The 16,626-nt window shown below is 61.4% G+C and carries 13 protein-coding genes and 1 pseudogene; 3 read left to right on the forward strand and 11 right to left on the reverse strand.

Features of this window, described 5'->3' with window-relative positions:
* Both EN990_RS24865 and EN990_RS24870 read right to left on the reverse strand, forming a co-directional pair.
* A pseudogene (locus tag EN990_RS24865) lies at positions 1-1,062 on the reverse strand (hypothetical protein); the annotation flags it as partial.
* Positions 1,059-2,603, reverse strand: coding sequence for an NAD(P)H-hydrate dehydratase (locus EN990_RS24870; RefSeq protein ID WP_127385358.1), 1,545 nt, complete (start codon positions 2,601-2,603; stop codon positions 1,059-1,061). The gene EN990_RS24870 and the pseudogene EN990_RS24865, both read right to left, overlap by 4 nt.
* A gap of 358 nt (positions 2,604-2,961) precedes the next feature.
* Between EN990_RS24870 and EN990_RS24875 the strand changes: the two genes are divergently transcribed.
* The gene (locus tag EN990_RS24875) at positions 2,962-3,300 is read left to right on the forward strand and encodes a P-II family nitrogen regulator (RefSeq protein ID WP_006205430.1); all 339 of its coding nucleotides are present in this window, start codon (positions 2,962-2,964) and stop codon (positions 3,298-3,300) included.
* Positions 3,301-3,365: 65 nt separating this feature from the next.
* Complete coding sequence (gene glnA, locus EN990_RS24880; RefSeq protein WP_013531452.1) at positions 3,366-4,775, forward strand: type I glutamate--ammonia ligase; 1,410 nt, start codon at positions 3,366-3,368, stop codon at positions 4,773-4,775.
* A 737-nt stretch (positions 4,776-5,512) separates the two neighbouring features.
* On the opposite strand, the gene EN990_RS24890 is transcribed toward glnA, so the two are convergent.
* Positions 5,513-6,553 carry a glutamine synthetase beta-grasp domain-containing protein gene (locus tag EN990_RS24890; RefSeq protein ID WP_013531450.1) on the reverse strand — a complete coding sequence of 347 codons (1,041 nt, stop codon included), beginning with the start codon at positions 6,551-6,553 and terminating at the stop codon, positions 5,513-5,515.
* A 316-nt stretch (positions 6,554-6,869) separates the two neighbouring features.
* Between EN990_RS24890 and EN990_RS24895 the strand changes: the two genes are divergently transcribed.
* Positions 6,870-7,067, forward strand: coding sequence for a DUF2735 domain-containing protein (locus EN990_RS24895; protein ID WP_063168063.1), 198 nt, complete (start codon positions 6,870-6,872; stop codon positions 7,065-7,067).
* Positions 7,068-7,163: 96 nt separating this feature from the next.
* Here EN990_RS24895 and EN990_RS24900 read toward each other — a convergent pair whose 3' ends face one another.
* The 8 genes from EN990_RS24900 to EN990_RS24935 all read right to left on the reverse strand — a co-directional run bounded on the left by EN990_RS24900 (position 7,164) and on the right by EN990_RS24935 (position 16,592).
* Entirely contained in the window at positions 7,164-9,053 is a 1,890-nt protein-coding gene (locus EN990_RS24900) for an MFS transporter (RefSeq protein WP_013531448.1), read from the reverse strand.
* 190 nt (positions 9,054-9,243) lie between these two features.
* On the reverse strand, positions 9,244-10,032 hold the full coding sequence (locus EN990_RS24905; RefSeq protein WP_127388411.1) for an ATP12 family chaperone protein: 789 nt from the start codon (positions 10,030-10,032) through the stop codon (positions 9,244-9,246).
* Positions 10,033-10,043: 11 nt separating this feature from the next.
* Complete coding sequence (locus tag EN990_RS24910; RefSeq protein WP_127368906.1) at positions 10,044-10,961, reverse strand: DMT family transporter; 918 nt, start codon at positions 10,959-10,961, stop codon at positions 10,044-10,046.
* 2 nt (positions 10,962-10,963) lie between these two features.
* Complete coding sequence (locus tag EN990_RS24915; RefSeq protein ID WP_024505072.1) at positions 10,964-11,944, reverse strand: RluA family pseudouridine synthase; 981 nt, start codon at positions 11,942-11,944, stop codon at positions 10,964-10,966.
* A gap of 62 nt (positions 11,945-12,006) precedes the next feature.
* The gene (crcB, locus tag EN990_RS24920; protein ID WP_063172204.1) at positions 12,007-12,381 is read right to left on the reverse strand and encodes a fluoride efflux transporter CrcB; all 375 of its coding nucleotides are present in this window, start codon (positions 12,379-12,381) and stop codon (positions 12,007-12,009) included.
* 76 nt (positions 12,382-12,457) lie between these two features.
* Positions 12,458-14,110, reverse strand: a complete 1,653-nt coding sequence (locus tag EN990_RS24925) for a hypothetical protein (RefSeq protein WP_245461050.1) — start codon at positions 14,108-14,110, stop codon at positions 12,458-12,460.
* Between the two features lie 172 nt (positions 14,111-14,282).
* Positions 14,283-15,113, reverse strand: a complete 831-nt coding sequence (locus EN990_RS24930; RefSeq protein WP_164753799.1) for an aspartyl/asparaginyl beta-hydroxylase domain-containing protein — start codon at positions 15,111-15,113, stop codon at positions 14,283-14,285.
* A gap of 171 nt (positions 15,114-15,284) precedes the next feature.
* Positions 15,285-16,592: a replication-associated recombination protein A gene (locus tag EN990_RS24935; RefSeq protein WP_013531441.1), complete on the reverse strand. Its 1,308-nt coding sequence runs from the start codon at positions 16,590-16,592 to the stop codon at positions 15,285-15,287.
* Between the last annotated feature and the right edge of the window lie 34 nt (positions 16,593-16,626).

Consider the following 16,626-nt stretch of genomic DNA (forward strand, 5'->3'; position numbering starts at 1 on the left):
GCAGGCGCCATTGTCCAGCCGCTCGACCAGCGCTTCCGGCGTGCGCACCAGTTTCAGCGCGGAATAATCGAGCGGTGCGAAATCCGTGGGCTGGAATAATTGCGTAAACGGATGATTGGCCTGCCGTGCACTGCCGAAGGTCGACCACGAGATGATTTTCCTGGCCAGGAACTCGTCGGGGATTTCATAGACACCTTCATCGACCGCCGGCAAATTGGCGCCGACATAGGCGGCGAGCCGTGCTTTCAGCGCCGTGTCCTGCGAGAGCCGTGCGGTGTCGGGCGTGTTCTCCAGCGGCTTCTCGCTGATAGCAGCGCCATCGATGCCGAATACCCGCATGAGATAGGCGGCCTGCCCGCCGAACTCGGTTTCCTGGCCGGACGGGAAGCGCACCACCTGTGCGTTGAGCTCCAGCTGCTTGAAGGTCAACCCGGCCTTCTCCAGCGGCCCGCCGGTCAGCCAGCCGGCATCGACGCTCTCGTCAAGCTGTGGCGTCCAGCGCCCGGCAACACCGACGCAGCCGCCATCGGCGTCGGGGGCGGCGCTGTAGACGGCATTGAAATTGAATGGCAGGCGCGACGCCAGCAGCTTGCCGTTTTTGCGAAAGCTGTAGGCCAGGCGGTAGATGAAGCGCACCTCGCCGCAGCTCCTGTCGCCTTGCACCACCGCGAAGTCGCGACGATCGAGCCGGTTGACGACGCCGACCAGCCGGAAGCGCGCAGCGTCGGTCTTCAGCCAGCGCATGTCCATGATGCGGCCGACATTGCCGTCGGTGACTTCGTAGAGCGTCCGGCCGCCGGCTTTCATATCGGCACGCAGTGCCGCAACATCGGAGGCAACCGTTTCGACGATGGCGTGAAAGGCCGGCGCCTCGTCGTAAAGCGTCTTCAGACCGCCCTCGCCGTCGACCCCGAAAACATCGGCGAAACCGAAACCCCTGGCATCGAGTGCGGCGAGCACCGCCGGATCGTCGACGATCGTCACAGGACCTTCGGCGCGCGCCGTCGGCGCCATGAAGGCAGCGATGAGGGTGGCAAGCAACAGAACGAGCGCGCGGCTCATTGGGCAGCCGTGCGCGCGTCGAAGAGGTCGCGCAACACCGGCACCAGTGCCAACGGCAGGTCCTCGGCGATCAGACCGGGTCCGAACCGGCTGCCGGTCTCAGCATGCAACCACACCGCCGCGCAGGTGCCCTCGAAGGGCGGCATGCCTTGCGCCAGCAAACCGGCAATGATGCCCGACAGCACGTCGCCTGACCCGGCTGTGGCCAGCCACGGTGCACCGTTGGAGTTGATCGCCGCTTTGCCATCGGGCGCTGCTATGACCGTGTCGGCGCCCTTGTAGACGATGACGGCGTTGGCCCGCGCGGCGGCCGTTCGCGCCTTGTCCAATTTCGACATGGTTTTGTCCCCGGCGATATCAGGGAACAGGCGGCCGAATTCGCCCTCATGCGGCGTGACTATCAAGGCAGGCGCATTCGGCTGACGGGCAGCTTCGAACATCGCCTGAGGCTGATGGGCCAGCGACGTGATGGCGTCGGCATCAAGAACCATCGCACTGGCGTGGTTCGCGGTCGCCTCGTCGCGTGCTTCCTCCTCCAAAGCCTTGATCAGCTGCAGGGCGAAATCGCCGACCTTGGGCTTTGGCCCAAGCCCCGGTCCGAACACCAGCGCTCCGGGATGGCGCGCCATTAGAAATTCCTGCACCTCCTCGAGCGAGCCCGCCTCGCGCAGCATGATCGAGGTCAGGTGCATCGCGTTCACCTGCATGGCATTGCCAGGCGACAGCACGGTGACCGCCCCTGCCCCGCTTCTGGCGGCGGCCAGCGCCGACAGCCGCGCCGCGCCCGTAGCACTTGGGCCGCCGGAAAAGACGCCGACATGGCCGCGCTTGTATTTGTGCGCATCCATCGCCGGCACGGGAAATTCCTGCAACCACAGGCCGGGCGCATTCTCGAAGGTCGAAACGGCGAGTTGGGCGATGATGCCGTCGCCGATGCCGATATCGGCGAGCACGATCTCACCGCATTGCCCGCGCCCCGGCAGCAGCAGGTGGCCAGGCTTTTTCCGCGCGAAGGTGATGGTGACCTCGGCACGAAACGCCCTGCCCAATATGTCACCGCTCCTTCCAGAGACGCCGGACGGCAGGTCGACCGCGACCACGGGCAGGCTCAGGGCTGTCACTGTATCGATGGCTTTCGCGGCGTCGCCGGACAGCGGCTTCGACAGCCCCGCCCCATAGAGCGCGTCGATCACGATCGAGCCAGGCTTGGCGTCAAAGTCAGACAGCGGCCGGGGCTTGATCGGGCATTCCGCGGCGGCGAGCGCCGCATCGCTTTTCGGCCTCGGCGCGCCGGATGCCCAGACCGATGTGCCGACGCCGCTGCCGGCCAAGATGCGGGCAACGACATAGCCATCGCCGCCATTGTTGCCGGGCCCGCACAGCACATGGATGTGCTTTGCCGAGGGGTAGCGCTTGAGAACCTCGGCCGCGACCGCTCCACCAGCGCGCCGCATCAGGCCGATGCCGTCGGCTGGGCCGGCGGCAATCGTCAGCCGATCGGCCTCGCTCATTTCGGCCGGGGAAAGAAGTTCGTTGCTCATGGATTGCCGATCCGCATGCGATCAAGCATTGTCCGATTTCGATCCTAAGCAAACAAGGGGGAGTTGCCGAGATCTGCAGCCATAACGTTGGCACGAAGGCCTCGCGGGCAGAAAGTTGCCTGAGGGATAGGCAATATGCCTGATTTTTGTGCGGACGGAGGTGCTGGCGCTGTGTAGGCTCTGGCAGTCTATGCCGCTTCCGGTGCAGCGAATGACGCGAATTTGCATCCCGGTGCGGCGCGGCTTTGAAATCTTATGAGACCGCTTAGAATCCGCTGAATTGGCACAGTTCGTGCTTGATGGAGGCGCAAGCGGGGGGTCACAACCCGTTTTTTTGGCAGTGGAGGCCACTTTTTACATGAAAAAGATCGAAGCGATCATCAAGCCATTCAAGCTCGACGAAGTGAAGGAAGCGCTTCAGGAGGCCGGACTGCAAGGCATCACCGTCACCGAAGCAAAAGGCTTCGGTCGTCAGAAGGGCCACACCGAACTCTACCGCGGCGCCGAATATGTCGTCGACTTCCTGCCCAAGGTGAAGATCGAGGTCGTGCTTGGCGACGACGCGGTCGAAGGTGCGATCGAGGCCATCCGCAAGGCGGCCCAGACCGGCCGTATCGGCGACGGCAAGATCTTCGTTTCCAATATCGAGGAAGTCGTGCGTATACGCACCGGCGAAACGGGCATGGACGCGGTCTGACCGACCGCGCCATCCTCCCGAAAAACGTCATCATCAAAAAAAGTCATCACACAGGGATACATGACATGACGACAGCCAAAGACATCATGAAGCAGATCAAGGACAACGACGTGAAATTCGTCGACCTGCGCTTCACGGACCCGAAGGGCAAGCTGCAGCACGTGACGATGGATGTCATCGAGGTCGAGGAAGACATGTTCGCCGATGGCGTGATGTTCGACGGCTCGTCGATTGCCGGCTGGAAGGCCATCAACGAGTCCGACATGGTGCTGATGCCCGATCCGGAAACGGTCCACATGGACCCGTTTTTCGCGCAGTCGACCATGGTCATCCTGTGCGACATCCTCGATCCGGTTTCGGGTGAATCCTACAACCGCGATCCGCGCGGTACGGCCAAGAAGGCCGAGGCCTACATGAAGGCCGAAGGCATCGGCGACACCATCTTTGTCGGCCCGGAAGCCGAGTTCTTCGTGTTCGACGACGTGAAGTACAAGGCCGATCCCTACAACACCGGATTCAAGCTCGACTCCACGGAGCTGCCGTCGAACGACGACACCGACTATGAGACCGGCAATCTCGGCCACCGTCCGCGCATCAAGGGCGGCTACTTCCCGGTGCCGCCGATCGACAGCGCACAGGACATGCGCTCGGAAATGCTGACCGTGCTCGCCGAGATGGGCGTGCGCGTCGAAAAGCATCACCATGAGGTGGCGGCGGCTCAGCACGAACTCGGCATCAAGTTCGACGCGCTGGTGCGCAACGCCGACAAGATGCTGATCTACAAGTATGTCGTCCACCAGGTCGCCAACGCCTACGGCAAGACGGCAACCTTCATGCCGAAGCCGATCTTCGGCGACAACGGCTCGGGCATGCACGTCCACATGTCGATCTGGAAGAACGGCAAGCCGACCTTCGCCGGCAATGAATACGCCGGTCTGTCGGAAAGCTGCCTGTTCTTCATCGGCGGCGTCATCAAGCATGCCAAGGCGATCAACGCCTTCACCAACCCGCTGACCAATTCCTACAAGCGCCTGGTGCCGGGTTACGAAGCGCCGGTTCTGCTCGCCTATTCGGCGCGCAACCGCTCGGCGTCCTGCCGTATCCCGTTCGGCTCGTCGCCGAAGGCCAAGCGCGTCGAGGTCCGCTTCCCCGATCCGGGCGCGAACCCCTACCTCGCCTTCTCAGCGCTGCTGATGGCCGGCCTCGACGGCATCAAGAACAAGATCCATCCCGGCCAGCCGATGGACAAGGATCTCTACGACCTGCCGCCGAAGGAGCTGAAGAAGATCCCGACCGTCTGCGGCTCGCTGCGTGAAGCCCTGCAGAGCCTCGACAAGGACCGCGGCTTCCTGAAAGCCGGCGGCGTCTTCGATGACGACCAGATCGACAGCTACATCGAGCTGAAGATGGCCGAAGTGATGCGCTTCGAAATGACCCCGCATCCGGTCGAGTACGACATGTACTACTCCGTCTGAGATTCAATCTCGGTCCAAGATTAGCTATAATGCTCAAGCCCTTGAAAGACGTCCCTCTTTCAAGGGCTTTTTGCTGCGCTCCAATAGGATTGCCAGCCGACCGGCATGCCTCGCCTGCACGGCAGCCGCGCATGGACAGCCGTATCCGCCTTTCGTCTTCGACGATCATAGGATGCCCGGATTCTTGGACCTACGGTCCATCGGAGCGGCCGGCTTTTGAGCGCGTCGCTTCAATCACAACTCGGCGGTGTTCAGTAAATGATCAAGGGAGGCGGTTCGGCCGCCAACGTCGGAGCCAGGAGCGAGCGGAGCACTGTCTCAGGCTACAGTGACCGCTCGTCCGGCGCCCACGCCAATGCCGCCGTTCAAGAAAACCCCGCCCGTCCGAACAGCATTGCGTGACGTAACCCCAAGGCCCGCGAATACGCATGCCGTAGCGTGATCTGTCAACGCCACCAGCCGGGTGGCGAATGACCGATTCCGTTGTATGAACAGATGCTTATGGAAGATCCATCGCCCCGGACAAGGGCTGGAAAAGGCGGTTTTCCGGGCTTTCTGGCGAGTGATCGCCGCAGACTCGCACGGCTGCGGCCGGAACTCACGGGCGATTAGCGACCGCCGGAACTGCCTGACTTTTTCTGGGTATGTTTTACCGGGAATGCAGTCCGCCGGGTAACGGCCAAAAAAGAACCCCGGCGCGAAACGCCGGGGTCCTCTTGTCATACAGTCCGAAACACTTACGCGGCGGCTGAAACCTGAGCGCTTGCCGGAACCGAGGCGATCGTCTTCAGGATTTGCGAGGCGATCTGGTAGGGGTCGCCCTGCGAGTTCGGACGGCGGTCTTCCAGATAACCCTTATAGTCGCTCTTGATGAAGGAATGCGGCACGCGGATCGAGGCGCCACGGTCGGCAATGCCATAGCTGAACCGGTTCCACGGCGCGGTCTCGTGCTTGCCGGTCAAACGCTTGTCGTTGTCCGGGCCGTAGACGGCGATGTGATCCATCAGGTTCTTGTCGAAGGCCGCCATCAGCGCTTCGAAATAGGCTTTGCCGCCGACTTCGCGCATATAGGCGGTCGAGAAGTTGGCGTGCATGCCAGAGCCGTTCCAGTCTGTGTCTCCGAGCGGCTTGCAGTGGTATTCGATGTCGATGCCGTATTTCTCGGTCAGGCGCTGCAGGAGGTAGCGGGCCATCCACATCTGGTCGGCGGCCTTCTTGGAGCCCTTGCCGAAAATCTGGAATTCCCATTGGCCTTTGGCCACTTCGGCGTTGATGCCTTCGTGGTTGATGCCGGCGGCGAGGCAGAGGTCGAGATGCTCCTCGACGATCTGACGCGCGACGGAGCCGACATTGGAATAGCCGACGCCGGTGTAGTACGGGCCCTGGGGTGCGGGATAGCCGCTCTCGGGGAAGCCGAGCGGGCGACCGTCCTTGTAGAAGAAATATTCCTGCTCGAAGCCGAACCAGGCGCCCTCGTCATCGAGGATGGTGGCGCGCTTGTTTGAGGCATGCGGCGTGACACCATCGGGCATCATGACTTCGCACATGACCAGCACGCCGTTGGTGCGGGCGGGATCCGGATAGACCGCAACCGGCTTCAGCACGCAATCGGAGCTGTGCCCTTCGGCCTGCTGGGTCGAGGAACCATCGAAGCCCCACAGCGGCAGCTGCTCGAGTTCAGGGAATTCGGCGAATTCCTTGATCTGCGTCTTGCCGCGAAGGTTGGGGACCGGGGTATATCCATCGAGCCAGATATACTCGAGCTTGTATTTCGTCATTCTAGCCTCTCGTTGCTTGATCACCGAACACTGAACGGCGTCGACATGCGTCTGCCGTCAGCAGCTGGCCTGCCGCACACTTAAAATGCAATTCGTGTGCCATTCTTGGTCCGGAGGGTGCGACAAAATTGACGCGGCATCCACCGGAAGTCGGTGAGCCGCCTAAGCAATGCGCCCGGATCCATCACGGTCCTTATTTGCACAAATAGTGTGCAAATGCTGATCTTTTCATAGGCATATTGCCTAACTTGATTGCAGACCTTATCTTCGGGCCAAGTTGAATCGAAAAGGTTCGGCGGAAGAAAGGAACCCGGCAATGGAAGTCATTTCCACACGACCGTCGGCCAAAATTTTGATGTTCCCGGCGGCAGCACGCCTCTCTGCCTCAAATTTGAGCGGAAAGGCTAAGTTTGCGGCAGAGCTTGCCTCGCTGCGTGGTGCCCGCGCGGATTTCGGCGACGGCTGGTACCATGAGGCAGCCATCGAGGAAGAGGCCCGGGGCCGCAAGAGCTGACACAAAGGGCAGCAGCCCTCGCCAACGAATTGGCCTGAAAAGAAAAAGCCCGGCGCGATCGTTCGCGCCGGGCTTTCTTTTGAACGCTGGGGCTGCCTACTCCTTGGCGTGCAGGTCGGTGCCGAGCGTATCCTTGACGAAGATCATGCCGATGACCAGCGTTATAGCCGCGATCACCACCGGGTACCAAAGGCCATAGTAGATGTCGCCTTTGTAGGCGCTGAGCGCGAACACGGTTGCCGGCAGCAGGCCGCCGAACCAGCCATTGCCGATGTGATAGGGCAGCGACATGCCGGTGTAGCGAATGCGGGTCGGGAACATTTCGACCAGGATCGCCGCGATCGGCCCGTAGACCATGGTCACGAACAGCACCAGGATGAACAGGATGCCGATCGTCATTGGCCAGTTCACTGCTGCAGGATCGGCGAACATGGCGAACGCGCCGCCGCCTGGAATGTTGTAGACGGTGACTTCGGGTGCGCCCGCTGCCTCATCGGTGGTCAGCAGCTTGTCCTTGACCGCCTGGTCGATCGGCACCGTCGCCTTTTCACCGGCACGGATGGCAGCGGCGTCCAGCTTCAGTTCCGGGTTGGCGGCAACAAACGCATCGAGCTTCTGGTCCGCAACCTTGGCTGCCGCGCGCTTCAGCGGATAGCCGCCGTCCTGCAGCGACATATTGACGGCCTTGATGAAGGCCGCCTCCTTGGCCTTGGCCTGATCACCGGCGGCGATGGCGTCATAGGACTCGACCGTCTCGTTGCCGATTTTGACAGATGCGGGTGTGCCGGCGGCAGCCGTCGACACCACGTCATAGGGAACCGAGTTCTTGGTCAGGAACGAAGTCGCGATATCGCAGGATGTCGTGAACTTCGCCGTGCCAACCGGATTGAACTGGAATTTGCAGTCGCCCGGCGCCGCGGTCACCGTCGCCCTGGTGTTCTGCTGCGCCGTGGCGAGTGCCGGATTGGCAGCCCATGTCAGTGCCTTGAACAGCGGGAAGGTGCAGACAATCGCCAGCGCAAGGCCCGCCATGATGATCGGCTTGCGGCCGATCTTGTCGGAGAGCCAGCCGAAGACGACGAAGAAGATCGAACCGACCGCCAGGGCGACCGCGATCATGATGTTGACCGACTGCGCGTCGACCTTGAGCACGTTGGTCAAGAAGAACAGCGCGTAGAACTGGCCATTGTACCAGACCACGGCCTGACCGGCTGTGAGGCCGAGCAGCGCCAGCAGTGCAATCTTGGCGTTCTTCCATTGGCCGAAGGCTTCCGTCAGCGGCGCCTTGGAGCCCTTTCCCTCATCCTTCATGCGCTGGAAGGTCGGGGATTCGGAAAGCGAAAGCCGAATCCAGATCGAGATGCCGAGCAGCAGAAAAGACACGATGAACGGAATACGCCAGCCCCAGGCAGCATAGTTTTCCTTGCTCAATGAAGCCTGTACGATCAGGATCACAACCAGCGACAGGAACAGGCCGAGCGTCGCGGTGGTCTGGATCCACGAGGTGTAGTAGCCGCGCCGGTTGTCCGGCGCATGTTCGGCGACGTAAGTGGCCGCGCCGCCATATTCGCCACCCAGAGCCAGGCCCTGCAGCATGCGCAGGATGATCAGGATCACGGGAGCGGCGATGCCCAAAGTGGCATAGCCGGGCAGCAAGCCGACCAGGAAGGTCGATAGGCCCATGATCGTCATGGTGACAAGAAAAGTATATTTACGGCCGACAAGGTCACCGATGCGGCCGAACAGCAGTGCGCCGAACGGGCGCACAAGGAAGCCTGCGGCGAAAGCCAACAGCGCGAAAATGTTGCGGGTCGCTTCCGGAATGGCTGGGCTGAAAAAGGTCGAACCGATGAACACCGCCAGCGAGCCATAAAGATAGAAATCATACCATTCGAAAACGGTGCCGAGCGAGGAAGCGAAGATGACTTTCTTCTCTTCCCGCGTCATGCCGCGGCTTGTTCCGCCGGCGGTCGATGCTATTGCCATTGCGTTATCCTCCCGTGAGACCCGTTCTCAATGCTGCGCGACACTGTCCGCGTTCTCCTCCGAGCACGGACTCAACGACAGCCATTCGGGAAAAATGACAGAAAGCGCCCGCCAAAGGCAGCGCGTCTTTGGGATTATGACTTTGGTATTAGGTGCGCTGCGGGATGAAACCGGGCGAGTTGGGAAACCCCTAGCCCTTGAGCGCTTGCAGCAGGCCGGCGGCAGCCATCATGTCGCGCTTGCGAGCCGCGCGGCGGGCAACGGCCTCCGCATCCTGCCCCCAATGCTCGATCTGCCAGTCCTCGTCGACATGAGCAGCGGCCCAGGCAGCCTCAGCGTCGATCTCGCCGAAATCGACAGCCAGCGCCAGCAGCGCCGAACCGGTCAGCGACGTCATCACATGGATGGCGGCGAGCCGCAGCGGCTCGGCGCGCTGGGCAAGATGGCTGCCCAGCACGGCGATGGTCTCGCGCGGCTGCTCGACATGGATGATGCCCTCGGCCAGATTGAAACGTGCTCCGAGTGTCCTCGCCCAGTCGATCACCGGATCCCAATGCTGATTCTGCCGCTCCACCAGCCCTTGCGGTGCGTCGGCGCGATAGCAGGTGAGATCGGATGAGGCAAGGCGCAGGATATCCTCCAGCACCGCCTGCGGGTCGCTGGCAACGCCATCGATGGCCGTGTTGACGAGGCGCATCACCGGCATCTTCACCGGATCGATGGTCTCGCTTTGGGCGGCGAACTCGTCGGCGACGAGCGCGGCTGCTGCCTCGGTCGGCAGCACCAGCAGCGCCTTGCCCGGCGTCCGCACCGGCTTGCCGTCGAGATGCACGGCAAAGCCATTGTCGACAGGTGCCACAGAGGCGGCGTTGTAGAAGCGCTTGGGCAGAGGCGTCTTCATCTGGATCTGGGCGCGGCGCACAGGATCCGGGTCGGAGAGATACTTGCCCGCTTCGAGGTCGTTGAGGATGTCACGCATGAAGGTCTCTCTTACACCGGCGTCAGCTTGCGCGCCGGCCGGTTGACGATGATCAGGCCGGCGGCAATCAGGCCAAGTGCCAGGAAAATGCGCATGGTCAGCGGCTCATTCAAGAACATGGCTCCGCACAGCACGCCGAAAACCGGCGACAGGAAGGTGAAACTGGACAAGCCTGACGCCGAATACCGCCGCAGCAGCCAGAACCACAGCACATAGGTGAAGGCGACGATGTAGACCGCCTGGAAAAGCAGCGCCAAGGTCGGCAGCACGGTCGGGTCGCGAACGGGCGGGCCGGCGAGAGGCAGCACCAATACGCCCACGATCGCTGCCCCGGCGAGCTGGTAAAGCAGAAGCTTCTCGGCGCTCGCCTCGACCAGCTTCGAGCGCTTGATGAGGATGTTGGTCAAAGCCCAGAAGAATCCGGAGCCAAGGCTCAGCAGATCGCCGAACAGCATGTCTCCGCCGCCGCCAAGCTTGTCGGAAAACACCGCGGCAAGGCCGGCAAAGGCCAGCAGCAGGCCAAGGAATTTTCTCAACGTGATCTGCTCGCCGAGCAGGAAATGGCCGCCGAGCAGCATCCAGAACGGCATGGTGTTGACCAGCAGCGTGTTGCGGGCAACGGTCGTATGCTCCAGGCCGACATAGAGGCAAAGGAACTCGATGCCGAAAAGCGCGCCAACCAAGATGCCGGCGAGCAAGGTCCCGTCGCGCGTGAAAAGCGCGATGCCGCGCCACCGGCACCAGGCAAAGACACACATGCCGCCGATGATCGAGCGCGCGATCGACAGGAAAACCGGATCATAGCCAGCATAGGAGATCTTGGCGGCGACGTAATTCAGCCCCCAGGAAAAGGTCAGCCCGACCATGATCGCGGCGGCGGCCAGGTCGACCGTGTCGCGCCGGTCGAGCGCGTCGGTGGCGCCGCTCACGATCAGTCCTCCGCGCTGGCGTCGTCGAAGCCGATCAGGTTCCAGCTCTGGCGCATATGCGGCGGCATTGGCGCCGTGACATCGATGACGCCCTTGTCGGGATGCGGAATGATGATGCGGCGGGCGTGCAGATGCAGGCGGTTTTGAATGCCCCCGGGAAAGTCCCAGTTGGTGTCGGCCTCGAAATATTTCGGATCGCCCAGGATCGGGCAGCCGATGTAGGCGGCATGGACGCGAAGCTGGTGGGTGCGGCCCGTATAGGGCTCCATTTCAAGCCAGGTCATCGTCTGCGCCGCCTGCTCGATGATGCGGTAGTAGGACACAGCGTGGTCGGCGCCCTTTTCGCCATGCGCGGCGACCCGCACGCGGTCACCGTCCGGCGTCGGCTCCTTGATCAGCCAGGTCGAGATCTTGTCCTCGCGTTTGGGCGGCACGCCCTTGACCAGCGCCCAATAGGTCTTCTTGGTCTCGCGGGCGCGAAACGCTTCCGAGAGCTTCATGGCGGCCAGTCGGGTGCGGGCGACGACCAGCACGCCCGAAGTGTCGCGGTCGAGCCTGTGAACCAGTCTGGGCTTCTCGCCCTTCTGGTTGCGCCAGGCCTCCAGCATGTCGTCGACATTGCGGGTGACGCCCGAGCCGCCCTGCACCGCAAGGCCCGCCGGCTTGTTGAAGACGAAAACCTTAGGGTCTTCATGGATCAGCATTTTCGACAGGACATCGGCATCGCCCTGGTTGCGGATCGAGTGGCCGGTCAGCGCACTCTCGCCCTTCTTGTCAACCTCGAGCGGTGGGACGCGAACCATCTGGCCGGGCTCGACACGGGTGTCGGCCTTGACCCGGCCGCCGTCGACACGGATCTGGCCGGAGCGCAGAAGCTTCTGCAAATGGCCGAAACCAAGGCCCGGGAAATGGGTCTTGAACCAGCGGTCGAGCCGCATGCCCGCCTCGCCGGCTTCCACCGTGATCTGTTCAACGCCTGCCATGTTTTTTGTCGCTTATCCGTTTCCCGAGCCAAGCTCGGCCTGTTCTTGGCGCGGCAATAGCACTAAGGCAGGCTTCTTGCGAGCCAAAGTCCCAGAAACAGGGCGATAATGGCGCCAATGACGCTGGCAAGGGCATAACCCAGCGCAGGCAGCGTGGCTCCCCGCTCCCACAGCGTCGCAAAATCGAGCGAAAAGGCTGAGAAGGTGGTGAAGCCCCCAAGAATGCCGGTGGCAACGAACAGCCTGACCTCGTTCGATCCGCCACGGCGCATCATGGAGGCGATGAACAGCCCCATGGCGAAGGAGCCGATGACGTTGATGGCCATCGTGCCCCAGGGATAGTTGGGGCCGACAAAACGCAGCGCGCCGATGTTGGTAAGGTGACGAATTCCGGCACCGATGCCGCCACCGACGACGACGAGAAACAGATTGAACATGACCGTTTACTGCCCCCGCAGGGCTGCCCGGTCAATCCCTCGCTGTGGGCGCAAGCGCACGGATCAGCCGAGCTCGTCACCACTCAGGCGTTGCCCATCCCGGATATTTTTTCCTGAACTCGTTATAGAGGTCATCGATCTCCGTTTTTCCGATAGGGCGCACCTGTTCGTAGAGGTAGCCCTTGACGTCGCCGGACAGCTGGTACGCCGCGATGCGCCTGTATGCAGCGCCGATGCCTTTGCCCTCGACAATGTATTGGTCCGGTATCGAGACACAGAGCTGCGCACCCGGCTGCAGATGGGTAACGGGCGGATCGGTCACGACAACGTATTTGGACTTCAACGCCGCCGGTCTGAACCGATCGCGACTATCGACCTGACAAGCCCACTCGATGCGGGGGTAAAGGTCCTTGTCCATTTCATAGAGCAATGAGTCGCTCATGATCCCGCTGGACGCAAATACCGACAACCGGTCCCCAGGTCCCATCTTTCCAAGAAGGTCATCGATAAGGCGCCTGTATTCTGGAAGATTGTCGAGTTGCAGCGGGAGCGTGGCTTCCCTGGCAAAGACGTAGCTGACCGGTGACAGCACCTGGCGGCCAATCGGGAAAAAAGTACCGAAAAACGCCAGCACGGCGGCAACGGCTATCGCGGCGGTCGACCATCGCGATCTCAGCGCCGGCATCGAAACGATCGCAACGATTGCCTGGGCGTAGGCAGGAAAAAGCCAAAGAAACATTGGCACCGAATGGTGGCGATCCGGGTCCTGCATGCGGGTGAAGAGGAAGAAGGTAAGTACCGAAGCAACGGCACAGAACAGGGAAAATCTGTTTTGGCGTATGATGGAGATGCAAAGGCCGAATACGATCAACAGCCAGTTCACATAGCTGAGCCGCGATCCTGCCTGGTCAACCTGTGAAACGAAGCTTGTCTTGTATCCGCTGTAAAGGTCGCCATAGCTGGTTCCCAGTATCTTGAGGATCAGAGGTTGCTGGGAGGTCAGCGCGGCTCCGACAACCACGAGGATCACACACAGGCCCCCGACGGCGGCATTGCGGAGTGCCGGGACGTCGCGGTCTTTCGCGACCTGCAGAAAACAGAAGAAGGCCGCGGAAGTTCCGACCCCGATGACGGGATAGGCATACCAGCGGCGCAGCACGAATGCCAACCACAGGCATACGCCGACACGCATTCCGCTGATCACCGGTTCATGGGTCAGGAACCTCGATTTCCAGAGAAAATAGGTTGCCGCGCAAAGCGCGAGGCAGCCGGCAATGTCCGGCAACCCACGAAGCGTCGCCGCCCAGAAGGGCGTGTAGAGAAAGGCCGCAATCCATACGGTGAGCCAGCTTCGGCATGAAGGCGTCCCGGTCGCCGCCTCCAGATAGCTTGTTCTGCCGATGAGAAGAGCGGTCGGAACCAGGTAAACAGCGACTATTCCGGCGATGTAGGAAAACCTCGAATCGCCAAAAATGATGTGAAACGGCATCAGCGGCACCAGGATCGCCGCACTGTAGTCATCGGTGGCGATCGAGGTCCTCAAATGGCTGAGCCACTCGAGAGGGCTCTGAACCAAGAGCGTGCCCTGCCGGCTAAACGTGTCGAAATAGGCAGCGAAGTCCCAGTAATAGACAGGCTGTTCAAGCCCTACATAGATGAGAGCAAGAGCAACTCCCAGCAGAGCGGTACACACATATGTCGTTGCCCAAAATCCGAGAGATTTGTTCATCGTCACTTGCGGCCGCCAGAAGGAGAAGAGGCAGAACTATCAAAGCCAGCCCGGACTACCGTTTAATGCAGCCAGGATCCGGCGCATGAGCGGCCGACAAGGATTGGCCAAGTCTCACATGCAGAGCACCCAGACGCTGCCGGCAGGGCCGGCAGCGCCGATTTTCCAAAGCTCAGGTCGTCCCGGCATTCTTCGGCTTGGTCGAACCGATCATTTTCCAGTTCTTGTAGAACATGGAATTGATGCGCTCGACGCTCACCGAGACGATGGCCAGCATACCCGCGATGAGGCGGGGAACCGGGGATGGCCTGATAATGTCCATGAACACGCAGTAGCGGCGGCCGTCATACTCGTTGACCGAGCGATGCAGCAGCGTGTCGTCGAAGATGAACAGCGGATTGTCGTACCAGTAATTCTTGACGTTGCCGCACTCGACGAAAATCTCCGACTTCACCGGGATCAGATTGTAGAGAATGCGCAAGCTGAGCCGCAGCGGGCCGAAATGCCAGGACGTCGATTCGCGCTTGCTGAAGACGGAAACGGCGATGGTCTTGATGTATTTGAAATCCTTGTTGAACTCGGCGACGTTGTCGATCCTGTGCTTGCCGTACCACTGGTAGACATACATGCCGCGCCGGCCGGCGCCGAAATTGGCATCGATATCGGCGATGATCTCATCCTTGCGCGCCTTGAAGATATCCAGGACCTCGTTGACCTCGCGCTGATAGTCGGCGGGAAACTGATCCAGCTTCCACACGCCAGGATTTCTGTAGCACAAGAGGTCGACCAGCAGGTTGAACGGCGAAAGCAGCCAGGTGAACAGGCCGTTGCCGAGAAAATAGCCTGAGAACAGCGACAGATCCTTGCGGTCGTTGCGCAGCACGTCGATCAGGCCGCAGACGATGAAGATCGTCGTCAGGATGGGGATGAAATAGAAGCCAAGGGCGAGAAGCGGGATGGCAATGGCGAATTTGCGAAGGGATTTGCGAAGATTTTTTGTCATTTTTCCACGCGCCAAGCGCGATCCTGTTGCGAATGAGGTGCCCAAATCAAGGCAATGGCCACCGCCCGGTCGTGCGCCTTGATAAGGTTTTTTGGGTTACCACACAACGGCCCTGCTACCGCGGCCGGCTGGCTGCCTGGCGGATCTGGTCAATAGCCTCACGCAACCCGGCTATTCCCGCTCTTTGCGCAGCTTTGCCCAATAATCGAGCCGCTTCCTGATATCGCGCTCGAAGCCGCGCTCGGGCGGATCATAGAAGGTCTGGCGACCCATCTTCTCCGGAAAATAATCCTGCCCCGAAAAGGCATCCGGCTCGTCATGGTCGTAGCGGTAGCCCGCGCCGTAATCCTCCTCTTTCATCAGCTTGGTCGGCGCGTTGAGGATGTGCTTGGGCGGCAGCAGCGAGCCGTGTTCCTTGGCGGCCCGCGTGGCGGCCTTGAAAGCGTTGTAGACGGCGTTGGATTTGGGCGCGGTGGCGAGATAGACGGTGGCCTCGGCAAAGGCGAGTTCGCCTTCGGGCGAGCCGAGATAGTCGTAGGCATCCTTGGCGGCATTGGCGACGACAAGCGCCTGCGGGTCGGCAAGGCCGATGTCTTCCATGGCCATGCGCACCAGCCGGCGGCCTAGATAGAGCGGATCCTCGCCGGCATCGAACATGCGTGCGAGATAGTAGAGAGCCGCGTCAGGATCTGAACCGCGTACCGATTTGTGCAGCGCCGAGATCAGATTGTAATGGCCGTCCTGGCCCTTGTCGTAGATTGGCGCGCGGCGCTGGACGATGCGCTGCAGACCCTCGGGATCGAAGACCTCGCCGGGCTTGGCTGCTCGCCAGACTTCCTCTGCCAGGGTAAGAGAGGCGCGGCCGTCGCCATCGCTCATGCGGATGAGCATGGCCCGCGCCTCGTCGTCGAGCGGCAGCGCCCTGCCCTCGGTCTCCTCCGCCCGCGCCATCAGCTTGGAGATGCTCTCCTCGCCAAGCGAATGGAAGACCAGAACGCGCGCGCGTGACAACAAAGCGGCATTCAGTTCGAAGGACGGGTTTTCGGTCGTGGCGCCAACCAGCACGACTGTCCCGTCCTCCATGACCGGGAGGAAACTGTCCTGCTGCGCGCGGTTGAAGCGATGGATCTCGTCGACGAACAACAAGGTCTGGCGGCCATTGGCACGGCGCAATTTGGCTGATTCGAACACCTTTTTCAGGTCGGCGACGCCGGAAAAGACAGCCGATATCTGCTCGAAGGCGAGACTCGTTTCACCGGCGAGCAACCGCGCCACGGTGGTCTTGCCGGTGCCGGGCGGCCCCCAGAAAATCATCGAGCCGAGCGAGCCGGAACCGATCAACCGGGTCAGCGCGCCGTCAGGCCCGGTCAGATGCTCCTGGCCGACGACCTCGCCAAGGTTCCTCGGCCGCAACCTGTCGGCCAGCGGCCGCCCAGGCGGCTTCTTTTCCGGTTCATCGACGCTGAACAGATCGGCCATGCACTTCTTTTTCGTTGGAGCATGAGCCCGAATG

It is taken from the genome of Mesorhizobium sp. M7A.F.Ca.US.005.03.1.1, assembly GCF_003997975.1.
In the GTDB taxonomy this organism is placed as follows: domain Bacteria; phylum Pseudomonadota; class Alphaproteobacteria; order Rhizobiales; family Rhizobiaceae; genus Mesorhizobium; species Mesorhizobium ciceri.

Coding starts and splice junctions, on each gene's coding strand:
- EN990_RS24925 (WP_245461050.1), bottom strand. CDS start 14,110: ATGAACAAATCTCTCGGATTTTGGGCAACGACATATGTGTGTACCGCT.
- EN990_RS24890 (WP_013531450.1), bottom strand. CDS start 6,553: ATGACGAAATACAAGCTCGAGTATATCTGGCTCGATGGATATACCCCG.
- EN990_RS24895 (WP_063168063.1), top strand. CDS start 6,870: ATGGAAGTCATTTCCACACGACCGTCGGCCAAAATTTTGATGTTCCCG.
- glnA (WP_013531452.1), top strand. CDS start 3,366: ATGACGACAGCCAAAGACATCATGAAGCAGATCAAGGACAACGACGTG.
- EN990_RS24915 (WP_024505072.1), bottom strand. CDS start 11,944: ATGGCAGGCGTTGAACAGATCACGGTGGAAGCCGGCGAGGCGGGCATG.
- EN990_RS24935 (WP_013531441.1), bottom strand. CDS start 16,592: ATGGCCGATCTGTTCAGCGTCGATGAACCGGAAAAGAAGCCGCCTGGG.
- crcB (WP_063172204.1), bottom strand. CDS start 12,381: ATGTTCAATCTGTTTCTCGTCGTCGTCGGTGGCGGCATCGGTGCCGGA.
- EN990_RS24905 (WP_127388411.1), bottom strand. CDS start 10,032: ATGCGTGACATCCTCAACGACCTCGAAGCGGGCAAGTATCTCTCCGAC.
- EN990_RS24930 (WP_164753799.1), bottom strand. CDS start 15,113: ATGACAAAAAATCTTCGCAAATCCCTTCGCAAATTCGCCATTGCCATC.
- EN990_RS24900 (WP_013531448.1), bottom strand. CDS start 9,053: ATGGCAATAGCATCGACCGCCGGCGGAACAAGCCGCGGCATGACGCGG.
- EN990_RS24870 (WP_127385358.1), bottom strand. CDS start 2,603: ATGAGCAACGAACTTCTTTCCCCGGCCGAAATGAGCGAGGCCGATCGG.
- EN990_RS24875 (WP_006205430.1), top strand. CDS start 2,962: ATGAAAAAGATCGAAGCGATCATCAAGCCATTCAAGCTCGACGAAGTG.